Origin of the sequence: Maribacter sp. IgM3_T14_3 (assembly GCF_049603095.1) — a bacterium.
GTDB lineage: Bacteria > Bacteroidota > Bacteroidia > Flavobacteriales > Flavobacteriaceae > Maribacter.
The window spans coordinates 4,697,378-4,711,622 of the sequence record NZ_CP187138.1; the positions used below are offsets into that span (position 1 = coordinate 4,697,378).

At 34.0% G+C, this 14,245-nt stretch carries 11 protein-coding genes and 1 riboswitch; of the genes, 1 reads left to right on the plus strand and 10 read right to left on the minus strand.

From position 1 onward, the window contains the following. Positions 1-17 precede the first annotated feature (17 nt). The 10 genes from ACPF9A_RS20750 to ACPF9A_RS20795 all read right to left on the minus strand — a co-directional run bounded on the left by ACPF9A_RS20750 (position 18) and on the right by ACPF9A_RS20795 (position 12,801). The gene (locus ACPF9A_RS20750) at positions 18-2,045 is read right to left on the minus strand and encodes an FAD-dependent oxidoreductase (RefSeq protein ID WP_424000073.1); all 2,028 of its coding nucleotides are present in this window, start codon (positions 2,043-2,045) and stop codon (positions 18-20) included. A 253-nt stretch (positions 2,046-2,298) separates the two neighbouring features. Beyond that, on the minus strand, positions 2,299-2,865 hold the full coding sequence (locus ACPF9A_RS20755) for a hypothetical protein (protein WP_424000075.1): 567 nt from the start codon (positions 2,863-2,865) through the stop codon (positions 2,299-2,301). After that, entirely contained in the window at positions 2,813-3,160 is a 348-nt protein-coding gene (locus ACPF9A_RS20760; protein WP_424000078.1) for a hypothetical protein, read from the minus strand. The genes ACPF9A_RS20755 and ACPF9A_RS20760 overlap by 53 nt, the downstream gene beginning before the upstream one ends. A gap of 401 nt (positions 3,161-3,561) precedes the next feature. Continuing rightward, entirely contained in the window at positions 3,562-4,764 is a 1,203-nt protein-coding gene (locus ACPF9A_RS20765; RefSeq protein WP_424000080.1) for a cytochrome-c peroxidase, read from the minus strand. Positions 4,765-4,914: 150 nt separating this feature from the next. Beyond that, positions 4,915-6,369: a vanadium-dependent haloperoxidase gene (locus ACPF9A_RS20770; protein ID WP_424000082.1), complete on the minus strand. Its 1,455-nt coding sequence runs from the start codon at positions 6,367-6,369 to the stop codon at positions 4,915-4,917. A gap of 172 nt (positions 6,370-6,541) precedes the next feature. After that, entirely contained in the window at positions 6,542-9,037 is a 2,496-nt protein-coding gene (locus tag ACPF9A_RS20775; protein ID WP_424000084.1) for a TonB-dependent receptor plug domain-containing protein, read from the minus strand. A gap of 23 nt (positions 9,038-9,060) precedes the next feature. Then, positions 9,061-9,972, minus strand: a complete 912-nt coding sequence (locus tag ACPF9A_RS20780; protein WP_424000086.1) for a FecR family protein — start codon at positions 9,970-9,972, stop codon at positions 9,061-9,063. Positions 9,973-10,009: 37 nt separating this feature from the next. Continuing rightward, complete coding sequence (locus ACPF9A_RS20785) at positions 10,010-10,531, minus strand: RNA polymerase sigma factor (protein ID WP_424000088.1); 522 nt, start codon at positions 10,529-10,531, stop codon at positions 10,010-10,012. A 151-nt stretch (positions 10,532-10,682) separates the two neighbouring features. Further along, a complete protein-coding gene (locus ACPF9A_RS20790) occupies positions 10,683-11,345 on the minus strand; it encodes a hypothetical protein (RefSeq protein ID WP_424000090.1) in 663 nt (220 codons plus the stop codon). Positions 11,346-11,499: 154 nt separating this feature from the next. Beyond that, positions 11,500-12,801 carry a Na+/H+ antiporter NhaC family protein gene (locus ACPF9A_RS20795; RefSeq protein WP_424000092.1) on the minus strand — a complete coding sequence of 434 codons (1,302 nt, stop codon included), beginning with the start codon at positions 12,799-12,801 and terminating at the stop codon, positions 11,500-11,502. Between the two features lie 52 nt (positions 12,802-12,853). Further along, positions 12,854-12,950, minus strand: a riboswitch (SAM-I-IV-variant riboswitch). Between the two features lie 196 nt (positions 12,951-13,146). Here ACPF9A_RS20795 and ACPF9A_RS20800 point away from each other — a divergent pair. Next, entirely contained in the window at positions 13,147-14,229 is a 1,083-nt protein-coding gene (locus tag ACPF9A_RS20800; RefSeq protein ID WP_424000094.1) for a serine hydrolase domain-containing protein, read from the plus strand. The last annotated feature ends 16 nt before the right edge of the window (positions 14,230-14,245 follow it).

The window sequence follows — 14,245 nt, forward strand, 5'->3', positions numbered from 1 at the left end:
AACCTGTTTTAGCTGTATTAAATTTCAGCGGCTAATCTACAAGCCTGATTTATGGCTCGTTTAGCATCTAATTCAGCGGCAACATCTGCACCACCAATGACATGTACTTTTATGCCTTTTGCTTGCAATGGTTCTAACAGTTCTTTAAATGGTACTTGACCTGCACAAATTATAACAGTATCTACTTCTAGTATTTTTTGCTCATCATTTTGGGTATAATGCAAACCTTCATCATCTATCTTAGTATACTGCACTTCATTAATAAATTGAACATTTTTCTTTTTCAACGTAGAACGATGAATCCAACCAGTGGTTTTACCAAGGTTTGCACCGAACTTACCTTTGCTACGTTTAAACATAAAAATTTCTCTTGGCGACGGGTGTATTTCTGACTGAATGTTCTCAATACCACTACGAGCTTCTAAAGTCTTATCAATTCCCCATTCTTTAAGCCAAGCATCAATATTTAACGCTGTACTTTCTCCTTCATGGGCTAAATATTCAGAGACGTCAAAACCGATTCCGCCAGCGCCGATAACCGCAACGCGTTTGCCCACAGGTTTTTTCAATTTTAAGACATCTATATAATTTAGGACTTTTGGGTGGTCAACACCCTCAATTTTCGGAGTTCTTGGTTTAATACCGGTCGCTACAATAACTTCATCAAAATTGCCATTTTGTAAGTCTTCTGCAGTTACTCTTGTATTCAACTTTACCGTTACATTATGCAGCTCTAATTGTTTATTAAAATAGCGAATGGTTTCGTAGAATTCTTCTTTACCAGGTATTTGCTTTGCTAGGTTAAATTGTCCGCCTGTTTCTTTCTCTCCATCAAAAAGTGTAACATCGTGACCACGCTGTGCTGCTATTGTTGATGCAGCCATACCTGCTGGACCAGCACCCACAACGGCTATTCTTTTCTTAGTCTTTGTTGGGTTATAATTTAGTTCCGTTTCATGACATGCCCTCGGATTCACCAAGCAACTAGCAACTTTACGTTCAAAAACATGGTCTAAACAAGCTTGATTGCAACCAATACAAGTGTTTATCTCATCTGCCTTATTTGCCTTAGCCTTATTTACCCACTCTGGATCTGCTAAAAATGGTCGTGCCATTGAAATCATATCTGCATGACCTTCTGCTAAAACTTGCTCAGCAGTTTCGGGCATATTTATTCTGTTAGAGGTAACTAACGGAATCGTTAGTTCTTCTTTCATCTTTTTGGTCACCCAAGTAAATGCCGCTCTAGGTACCGATGTTGCAATTGTTGGTATACGTGCTTCATGCCAACCAATTCCTGTATTTATAATAGTGGCACCAGCTTTTTCTATTTCTTTACCTAAGGCAACCACTTCTTGCCATGAGCTTCCTTTTTCTACCAAATCTAACATTGATAAGCGATAGATAATAATAAACTCCTCACCAACGGCTTCACGTGTTTGCCTTACTAATTCAATCGGTAAACGCATTCGATTTTCATAGCTACCACCATAGATATCGGTACGTTTATTTGTTCTTTCTGCAATGAATTGATTAATTAAATAACCTTCAGAACCCATGATTTCTACGCCATCATAACCAGCTAGTTTTGAAAGATTAGCAGAGTTTACAAAATCACGAATGGTACGATTAATACCAGATTTATTGAGCTTAAATGGCTTGAAAGGGGAGATGGGAGATTTTATAGCAGATGGTGCCACTGCAAAAGGATGATATCCATACCTGCCAGCATGTAATATTTGCATACAAATTTTACCACCTTCTTTATGTACGGCATCAGTAATGACCTTATGATGTTCTGCATGTTTTTTAGTACTCATACGTGCTGAAAAAGGACCTGTCCAACCTTGTACGTTGGGCGCTATTCCGCCAGTTACTATTAATCCGACTCCACCTTTTGCGCGTTCGGCATAATAGGCGGCTATTTTATCTATGCCATTTTTTTCTTCTTCTAATCCGGTATGCATCGAACCCATTAAAATTCGATTCTTAAGGGTGGTAAATCCTAAATCTAAAGGCTCAAAAATATGGGTGTACTTGGTCATTACATGTTACTTTTTAGTTGATTTTTTATTATGCATGCATAATAGTTAACAAGATACGTTTTTAATATTTGAAAACTAACTAAACCTTTTTTGAGTATAAACTGCTTATTTTCAATTATACAGTTAGATTTTGACTATCCGAAGTTCTTCAATCGATAGTTTAAAACCTTTGTAACCAGAATAAAATAATCCCTATAAAACCAAAAGTTTCATAGGGATTTTCTTTATTAGTAAACGGACTAAACCTTTAAAATTATTCTTTTATAACACGTGCAAATTTGTACGTAATACCAAAATTAATACCGAAAGATGAATAAGGCACTTTTTGAGATAACTCTTTAGAAGTATCTGTATTTGTATTCGATAATTCATCTACATACGTGGTTTTCTTATTTATGCCCTCTGGTAAATTATCGATAGTATACAATCCGCTAACCGCAACCGTACCATCAGGTAGTTTTACATCGGTATTAAACTCTGCTATTTCAGAATCTTTACGCTTTAAACTGATACCGTAATACTCTACTTCTGCAAAAAGACTAAAATTAGAATCTAGGTCATATTTATAACCAAGTGCACCTACAAAACCTAAAGGAAAATGTCCGTGAAAATCTTCTTTATAATTTGTCTCGGAATACGACCCTTCTGGTACTCCAAAAGCTTCTGCCTCAGCTTCAGAGAAAACAGATTTTTGATAAATTACTCCCTCGGTTTTTCCACCTAATTTTAATAAGGCTCCAAAACGACCATAAATATTATTAGTAAACTTATATACTACAGATGCAGAAAGCTCCAAAAGCACGTGCTCTTGCAACCGCATTTACCTCTGTACTTGGTAAGTCGACAATAGATACATCTTGATCTGTTCCATGTAAATAACCTACACTTAAATCGACCCCAAAAGAGTCATCAAAGAAATATGTACCTCTTAATTGAACATTGGTACCTTCTCCATAGCTACCATAAGAATTTTCAGTTTCAGAGGTGCTAATACGTTCTCCTAATTTCATGGTTGCACTACCTATTGCGTAACCAGAACTAGCAGACACTTGCCATTGCCCATAAGATACCGAGCTAATTAAAACAGCTGCACAAACAGCTACTAAGTGTTTCATAATAAATGATTTATACATTGAAAATTGAGTTTAACTACTTTTTAAAGTAAAAATTTAATCCGCTTTAAAGATTGATTAACAGCGTTATGAACAATAATCTTAAGAGTATCGTTAAGATTTGAATTGCATCTTTCAAATTAGTTAATCAAAGTTACTTTTTTAGGGAAAGTTCTTACATCTAAAGGCATGGTTTAACACTCTATTTAAAATTAATACTCGATTTTCTCCTCTGTATTATTAATTAAGCAATACAAGACCGGTATAGCACACTTTATTGCAATTTATTGGGAATCGATGATTCGGTTTTTGTTTAACCTCAAGCATTTTTTTGGGACCTTAACCCAATAAACAGTAACGTATAAATGAACAAAAGCAGTGATAAACCATTCGATACGACTAAATTATTCTAAAAACGGACTGGAATATTTTTCGTCAGTTATAAACTCATTATCTGTTAAGGTGTTTAAAAAATCTACCAAAGCTTGTTTATCTGCTTCTGACAAATTAAGGCGGCGTACATTATTGCCTTGGGTTAATCTATTATCTAGATTCGGGTTGTTTTGTACCCCACTATTATAATGTTCTATAACTTCTTCTAAGGTTTCAAATCTGCCATCATGCATATACGGAAAGGTTAAGGCAATATTTCTTAATGATGGCACTTTAAATTCACCTAACTCATTGTTGTTTCCGGTTATACCACCTACACCCGAATCTGTTATGGTAGCATCTAAACCATTGTTTCTTGCATCATCTCCTACAAATACATTAGTAGCATGACAATCAAAACATCTTGTTTGATTACTCATGAACAATTGCTTACCTCTATTTTCAGATGTCGTAAAATTGGGAAAATTGTCATCTATATCTTGGGTCTGACTTAGCCCTTCATCAAATTTAGATTCGTAAGAAACCATAGACCTAATAAATTGAGATAATGCTAAGGCAACTCGATTACTTGTTACCGTTTCATCACCAAAAGCATTTGTAAATAAAGTTGCATAATAGGTATGCTGCGATAACTTGGCTTCTAATTCAGGTAATGTTAACCCCATTTCTACAAGGTCTTGTATGGGAAATAATGTTTGGGCTTCTAAGGTAGCCGCTCTTTCGTCCCAAAAAAATCTACCATTCGCATAAAATCTAGCATTTGCCAGCCCCATCGAATTTCTTGAGGTTAATTCACCGTCAAATCCTATACTTAATGCATTCGGGTCAGAGAACCCGTTTTCTTGTATATGGCATGAAGCACATGAAATGGTATTATTCATAGACAAATTTTTATCGTAAAATAGCACCCTACCTAATGTTGCACCATCATCGGTAGTCGTGTTATTATTAGGCGTATTATCCTCATCTCTTAGCTCATTATTCAAGAAAAAATTTGGCAAAAGTATGTTGGCATAATTAAATGGTGAATCTGGTAGATTTAGAATAGAAGCATCTACTACTAAATTATCTGTCGTTACTTCGTCAACCCCATCATTTTCACCTTGAGACAAATTTATTTCATCTTCAGCTTCAGGAATTTCGATATACTCATCTTTACTACAAGAAATAAAAATAAACAGTAAAAGGAATAAGGGCAAAACATACTTTTTCATGCGTAATTGATTTTAATGGGATTAATACTAATTAAAAAGTAGTTTTTTGTCATACAAGTCTTTAAATTTTAAAAATGGGTAAGAGAGGTATTTATAAATTGTAAAGGCTTCGCTATTTATGGCGAAACCTCTACAACTAATAGGTTCGTATTAAAAATTTGGAGAAAGATTGAAACTGTTGACTGCAGCTGAAATTTCATACCCTAAACGTGCTCCTTCATCACTGTCTGCTTGAATATGCACGCCTAAAGGAATTCTGGAATATCCGTTTTCTGCTGCCATTTCAGAAAAAGAACTAAAATTTCTTGGCCTACTTCTAAACTCTGAACGCCCAACATGCGTTCTATCTGTGAAGTTTATACCATCACCTTGAAATATATCAATGAATACGCCAGATGCTGCAGCGGCAAAAGTAGCATGCCCTGAAGGATACGCAGGAAACGCAGGATTTGGCGAAGAGATAAATCGGGCAAGATTGGTAATAAAATCGTCATCGATATACTCTAGAATGTATCTACTAGGTCGCTCGGTATTGTAAGTGTATTTATCATCCCAAGCTGAAACTGCCGCATCGTTCATCGCGAAACCCAATTTCAATAATAGCTCTAAGGTTTCTTCAAAATCTAAATCTTCTTGCTCAATTAACTGATTGGCTATAGAAAATTGTCTTCCCGGTGGGCTCATCATTAATCCTTCAACATCATCCGACCAAAACTCCGATATCCATAAATCTTCATTATCTTCTAATCGTGCCGTGGTTGCCGAAATATTAACCACCTCCATTTGTTGGTAATAACCACTATTTGTATTCTCATTATGATCAAAAGGTGGGGGCGTACTAGAGGTTTGTTCAGGAGAAATTACAAAAGTTCTTACTTGGTTCCAATAAGGGAACCAAGCACTCTCTCCTTCAGATGCCGCCCATAAACCAACACCGACCGGAGCAACATATGAAGTAGGGTTCGGGTTTCGTTGTTGTGTTTCTGCATCATTGTCAGTTCGACTATAAGCGATAACACTTTCTGCAACCAACGTGCCCCATGCTATTGAATTGTCTATCTCTTCTTGAGATAAATTTTCAGACAATTCATCTTCCTTTTCGTTTTCTAATGTACTAATACCAGATTTTGCATTATTAGACACGCTGAACATAAAATGATCAAGAACCAAGGCATAACATGTATTAAGTGCTAGGTCTCTATTCACGTTATCAGCCCTATCATCTTGATCTAGATTAAAACCTTGTAATTGATTTCTAGTAGATCCATAACCATCCATATCTGCTACAGCTGTTTCATAACCAGCTAAATGAATGTAGGCAAGTGCTCTTGCCGTTGTATTAGGTCTTAAACCATCGGTATACCTATCTAAAACCAACCAAAGGTCGTTCCAATCTATAATTAACTGTACGGTCTCTTCTGAAGGATTAAGACCGTTGTTACCGTTGTTTTGCCTTCTAGCGGCTAGGGAATCTTCTTCAACCGTATTAAAATCTTCTGATTCAGTTTCACTAAGTTCAAGTACATCTAATTCATCTTTGGCACATGCTTGTACCAATATTACTGAAAGGATTATAATTACCCATCTCATACTATAATTTCGCATATCTTTTTTTGTATTAAGGTTAATGTTTATTGAAGGCTTTTTTTATGCCTTTCCCTTAATACGTTTTAGAGATACTTTTACCCAACCCCCAAATTGAAAAAAATAAAAATTATAATAAATTGGCTTGATTATTCATCCAGCGGAGTGTACTATTAAAAAAATATGTGGTAATTTAAAATTGAAAACTTAGCTGTAGGTTAGGGGCGAAGTCAATGCCCTTTCTATATGGATTTATAAGCGATGGTTCGTTCTGAAAAAAGTTTACAATATTGTCTTGATCGTAAAGATTTACAAATGATAGCCCAACAATACCTCTCCATGTTTTTTTACTATTATTAAAAGAATAAGTTGCCGATACATCTAATTGATGTTGACCGGGAAAACGATCTTCATACGGAATTTCAATATCGCTATCTGTGTTTTCACTTATTCCGAAATCTGGTATTACTACTGGCATACCCGAAATGTAGCTCCATGTTGCAGCGACATCAAAAGAATTTAAATGCCACAAGCCGGTGATATTCAATATATGGCGTTGATCAAAAAATACAGGTTTTGTTTCTCCAAAATCGGTATTCACTTTACTTAATGAATAACTAAACATAGTTTCTAAATTATTCCACCTTTTCTTCACAAAAAGGTCTGCACCTATACTTTTTAACTTTCCCGTATCAAGTGTTTCGGTGTTCGTCTGTAATGTTATATTATTTGAATTTCTAAAGTAGAATTCTAAATCTATCAACCAACCCGATTTATTGTATAAAGCCCCGAACATACCTTGATATCCTTCGAGTACAGAAGTTGTTAAGTCTGGTAGATACCAAAATTGACTTTTGTTATTGAAATCATCAAAATCATCACGTAATTTCTTTTGAATGAATTGATGAGAACGCCCCATAGATGTTTTAAAATATAACGCCTCATTAGCCTTTAAGTTCAATGATATTCGTGGGTCGGCATAAAAAACACCTGTGGGGCTATAGTAATCGGTATGCATACCGAATTCAGCGGTCAGTTTGTCATTCCAAACTTTATTGACATTTAAGAAAGCACTATGTGTTATCGCATTTTGATCTCTTCTATTATCAATACTATTTTCGTCATTACGTTCATCGAAACTTAGTCCATAGTCCGTTAGGGTATAACCTGTTTCAATTGTGGTATTGGTATTCACTTTATATTTGAATTCGGTTATAAATCTAGAATCTTCAATAGTATTGGCATATTTCTCAAAACTAGATCGCTCAGATGCTGTAAACCCCTCGCTTACATTATCGATATACAATGTAGACCTACTAAATCTTGCTTGCGCTCTTAATTTTTCTGATAGTTTACCATCCCATTTAAACGTTACCCCCCAATTATCAAGATTCAAATTTCTAAAATCTTTATTATTCTCATCATCTGTATCCTTTAAGGTAGCAGATAAATCATTCTGAATATTTATAAAACTAAGCGATGCTTTATGATTTTCATTAATGTCGTAAATCAATTTAGAATTAATATCATAAAAACCTACCTTGAAATTTTCACTGTTTACCTCTTCAGCAACTGTTTCTAGACGACTACCTTGAAAATTAAGAATCGAATATGCCCGCATTTTTGGAGAGTTGATATTAGGGTAGTTTGACCTTGCCGCCAAATAAAGGGCAAGTTTATTTTTCACCAGAGGTGCCTTTATAGTTGCACCACCATATACCGAATTTGCATGTACCTCATAAGTAGTGGAATCTGGTATTTTATTACCTGTGGTCATATCTATTAATCCGCCAACACGACCTCCCCATTTTGCAGATAAGGTATTTCTTTGAATCGCTATCTCATCTACCATAGTAGGATTATATGGCGCAAGTGCCCCATAAAAATGTCCGTTATGATATATAGGAATATCATCTATTTGAATTAGGGATTGGTCAAATGTACTCCCCCTAAAATTAAGACTGCCGGGCTTACCGCTAGGGGTATGTACACCGGGTATATTTTTTATAACATTAAAAATATCACCATCTGTATCGCCTGCAAGTAAACCCAAAGAACTCATATCTATTTCGATGGTATTGTTACTTATTTTGGCATTAATACCTTTTGCGAGATAATCTGTTATCATAACTTCATTTAATAGAATCATAGAATGTTCCATTTTTAATGAACCATTTAAATCTTGAAGCTCAACCCCTTTAACACCTATCGTTTTATAGAAGGGGGCATTGATGAAAATTGAATCTAAAGAAAAAATGTTTGCTAAGGTATAGATTGATTTTCTGGGCAATAGAAAGCGTTCTTCCCCATTATTCACTTGTACACCAATATCGGTAACGGGCTCGTTGGTTTCGTGGTCAGTTACCGTAAAAGAAATATCATTTCTAATAGGTACAATCATATAAGAGTTACTGGTATCTGGCAAAAATTCTATAGGTGCTTCTTGTTGAATAACCTGTAAACAATCTTGGAGTGTTTCGCATTTAAAGGCAGAAAGTACTACCTGATCTAGTAGCGTGTGATTATAAATAAAATCTACACCGTAGGTATTTTTTAGATTATTTAAAACATCAACCAACTTTATTTCTGATTGATTTTGTGAGAAAGAGATAAAATTAAAAAAGAAACAAAACACGATAAGAGCAAGATACATGGGTAATGTTCTCTTTTTCTTATTGCTGATTTTCATTTTTAATTTTTAAGTATTCAATACTATTCAAAAATAACCTTTTCTCCATCTTGAATATGGTATTTTATTTCCATCGTAGTAAAAATAGTATTTAAAGTCTGCTGTAATTCTTTATGTTCTATTGTACCGGTAAACTGAAGAGTTTCATATTTTACAGGAAGACTGATGTCTACTTTATAATATCGTTTTACATCAGAAATAACTGTCTTTAACGGAGTTCTCTCATAAGAGCTTAAACCCTTCATCCAATCAGGACTTGTATATTTATGATTTGATTTTTGAAGTTTGCCGTTTTGTAAAAGTACACTTTGCCCTTGAGTAATAATTTCTGAAGTGCCTTGGTACGATACTTCTATTTTACCTTCATAACAATAAACTGAAAACTGCTCATTTTGTGTATTTATATTAAACTGTGTTCCTAGTACAGAAACTTTTGCAGTTGGGGTACTTACAACAAATGGGGCTCCTTTAGCAACTTTAAAATATGCCTGCCCAGAAAGGGTGATAGCCCTATTTTTGTTCCAATCATTATTGTTGTAGGTAATATTCGAAGCTGCATCTAATTCAACGAAAGAGCCTGTTGGTAATTCAATAGTTTTATTTTCTGCTATTTCTGTTGCTATAGTCGTATTACCGGTTGATGAAAAATACCAAACCAAACTGCATGAAAATAAAATAGCTATACTTGCCGCTATACGCAACCAACTATTATTTTTAGTTTTCTTTAATGGTACAACAGTATAATTTTCTTTTTTTAACTTAGCTAAACCCGCTTCAACATCAAATGGCTTTACCTTCCACGTATCAATATCATCGATCACACTTTTGAGCGCATCTAACTCACCAGATTTCTTTAGCCCTTCTTTTTCCTCGTCACTTAAAGTATTATCCATCCAACGGGCAATTAAATTATTATATTCTAAATGCTTGCTCATACTAGTAATACGTTTAAAAAGCTATTTAACCAACCTGCTAAATAGAAAAATCTTTAATTTCAGTAATAGTATTTAATTTTATCAATGCCTTAGAAATACGTTTTTCTATAGCGGTCTCACTAACTTCTAGTCTTACAGCAATTTCTTTATACGTAAGCTTGTCTATTCTATTCATTAAAAAAGCCTCTCGTTGTTTCTCTGGTAAATCTGAGATTACAGTCTCTAACTTTATTCTAAATTCTTTTGTTCTTAATTTAAAATAAGGGTCTTCATTATCTTGCTCTATAACCAGACTTTTTTCAAATTTTAAAGCAACTTTCTTAGTACGTAGCGTGTCTATCATTAGATTGCGCGATATGCTATATAAAAAACCCGCCACTTTATCATATACGACCGTACTACATTTAGACCATAATTTCATGAAAGAATCATGAACGATATCTTCTGCACGCTCCATATCACCAAATTTGTAATAAAGGTAATTGCGCAAACTTTCAGCATGGGTTCTATAAATAGAATTGTAAACGCTCTCTTCGCAAACAGATGGTTCTTTCCCCATTCTTAGATATTAGATTCTTACAGCCTTTGTGTGTACTGGCTATTAACCCCAATATTAGTTATTGGCGCCATTATATGCAAGATACTGCAAAATAAAAAACCTATAGTTTCCTATAGGTTTTTTGATATTTAATGGTGGCTGATATGCTAATTTATTTACTACAATTTTCATTGTAATACAGTACAACAGCCGCTAATTCTGCACCTTTACCATATTCATCATCTTTGAAGTCACCATCATTCATTTTTTGAATAAGTGCTGTACAATCTCCTAATTGTTTTTTTACTTTTTTCTTGTATCCTATCCAATCTACATCACCAACAATTAGACGGTATACTTGTTCAATATTGTTAGTGCCTGGCTTTTTAATAAAATACTTAATAATCGTGCCTCTACTACTAGGTCCTCGTACAACCCTTCTTGAAACTTGCGTGCTTTGACTTGCTGTTAGTTTACCACTTTGAGCATAAGAAGTCTCATTTTCAACCTTCATACTACCGTAGTTCGTTTGAATGTTACGTGCCACTAACATTGTTTCTCCAGAAATAATAACCTGAAACTCTTCTAATTTCTTAGAATTTGGTGAGCTTCTAAAATATTCAATATCACCTGTTTTTATATGTTCTATATCTTCATGATCAATTTTCTTAGGTTCTGAAGTTTCAATTTCAGTAAAAAGAATTTTACTTCCTTTATTTTCAATAATTCCTTCTTTGATATCTCCGTTTTTAAAAGTTACTACACCTTTGTTTTGAGCAAATACATTTGAAATAAAAAGAAACAATACGGCAAATGGTAACATCTTGAAATTCATAGGTAATGGTTTTAAAATTTATAGGATGTTAGAACGTGTATTTAACAGAAAAATTATTCGCTAAAATGACCTATGCTAAATCATTTGAAAGACTTGCTTAGTTGAATTTTCAATAATAAAATTAAACCATATAAAAACTACGCATCAGGTATTCTTATTTAAATCTCAAAGGTCTTAACCCAATAAATAGTAACGTATAAATAAACAAAAGCAGCAAATACCACGTATTACTGACCAATTCTAAGTAATCGATTTTTCCTTTTGAGAAGCTTAAAATCATTAAAACCTGAGCACCGTAAGGTAATAGTCCCTGAATAATACAGGCAAATATGTCTAAAATGGAAGCTGTCTTTTTATTATCTAAATGGTACTCGTCATTTATCGTTTTTGCAATAGGACCAGCAATTATAATCGATACCGTATTATTTGCAATCGCCAAATTAACGGTACTTACCAAGGTGGCAATACCAAACTGAGCAGACTTCTTATTTTTAATGAGTTTTTTAATATTGATCAATATGAATTCGATACCTCCATTTCTCTCTACCAAGGCAGCTAAGCCACCTGTCAATAATGACAAAAGAAATATTTCGGTCATATTGGTAAATCCGGTATAGGCGATTTTTGTGGATTCTATTAAGGTGAAATCTCCGTAAGCGATTCCTAATGCACCTGCCGAAATTGTACCTAATAACAAAGTTACAAACACATTGACTCCCACAATCGAAAGAATGATCACCAGTATATATGGCATAATTTTAATGATGGAATAATTGTAAACTGTGGTTTCAGTTACGACGGACTCCAATCCTAATCCCTGAAATACTAAAATAGCTATGGTGAATAAAGCTGCAGGTACCGCTATTTTAATATTCTGCTTAAACTTATCGCTCATTTTACAACCTAACGATTGTGTGGCTGCAATGGTGGTATCTGAGATGACAGATAAATTATCACCAAACATACTACCACCTAACAAGGCGCCACATAATATTGCCAAATCTGCACTGCTTTTATCTGCAAAACCAACTACAATTGGCGCCAATGCTACAATTGCACCTACTGATGTTCCTGTAGAAACCGATAAAAATCCTGCAATAATAAAGATGCCAACGTATATATATTGAATTGCTATGACATCTAAACCAAGGTTTACAATGGCATCTACACTTCCCGTTTCGTTTGTAATGGCAGCAAAAGCACCTGCTAACAAATAAATAAGGCACATGGTCAATATCTTATCATCGCCACAACCTCTCAAAAGGGTATCGATTTTAGCTGAAATAGTTTGTCTAAATAAAATAAATGCCACAATTATACCTACAATTACTGCTATAGGAGCGGGTAGTGCATAGAAATCGTTTTGATAGATACCTACGCCTAAAAACGTAAATACAAATACGAATAAGGGCATTAAAGCTGAAAATTTTGGGATAATCTTTTTAGTACTTTCCATTTCTCTTTCTTCATTTTCAAAAAAAGGAAATAGCTATAAATTAGAAGAATCATGTGTTAACATTTGTTCCAATTAATGGCTTATCTATTTAGCACCTTGCTTGTTATTGCAGGTTGCTATCTCCTTTTTTGAGATTCTTGATAATAATTTTAAGGCGGCAAATGTAGTCTATAATTCTTTGTACTAAATCTTAAAAAAGGTTAATTTCTGTAAATAATATTCCTACAGAATTCCTCCTACATAATTACCTTAAATTTAACTTTCATTATTGTTTCATTAACAACCTTGTGTATTTTAATGGTCGAAGTTTGACATCATAACATAAACTAATTCAATTAATTACACATGAAAAATCATTACTTAAAAGTTATTGCTGTAACATTTTTATTATTGACAGCCTTTTCTTGTACGACAGAAGTTGACGAATTTGGAGAAGATTTTGACAGAGATAAAATGGACTTATTTTTTTCTAAAATTGAAGAGAAAAATTTAGGAATGGGTAATATTTCTATTTTCAAAGATGGTGAAGAAGATTATCAAACTTCTTTTGGCTTTATTGATGTTGAAAATTCGATTTCAGCCAATTCAGCTTCTAAATACAGAATAGCTTCTATTACAAAAGCATTTACAGCTACAATGATTATGCAGCTTGTTGAAGAAGGTAAGTTGACTTTAGAAACTAAATTAGAAAATCACTTTCCTGAAATACCTAATGCAGAGCTTATTACTATTGAACAATTAATGAATCATAGAAGCGGACTCTTCAATTTTACGGAAGGTGAATACGAACCTGAAGACCGAATACAACCTGCCTCTAGACAGAAACTTTTAGATATATTCATTGCAAACGGCACTAATTTTAGTCCTAATGAGAAATTTGAATATTCCAATACCAATTACCTCTTACTATCTTTCATTATTGAAGATATTGATGAGAAAACATATGCGACTTCATTTAATGATAGAATAGTAACACCTTTAAAACTCACAAATACTTATAATGGCACCGAAATTAATGCTACAAACAATGAAGCCTATTCTTATCAATTAGAAAATGATGATTGGGTCGGTTTGGTTGAGACTCATTATACTATTCTACAAGGTACTGGCTCTGTGGTATCTACAGCTAAAGGCGTAAATTTATTTTATAACGCTCTTTTTGATGGGAGGTTGGTCTCTGAAAGCTCACTCGATAAAATGATAACGATGAATGATGGTTATGGTTTCGGACTTTTTACTATTCCGTTTTACAATAAAAGTGGATTTGGACATGATGGTAGAGTAGACGGGTATCAATCTTTAGGTATATATTTTCCATCAGATAAAGTTACACTTACATACTTGTCTAACGGCGTTAACATGATACCAAATGATATTGTTATAGGCGCTTTGAGTATTTACTCTGGTCTAGATTACGATCTGCCATAACGAGGTCTAGGTAAAT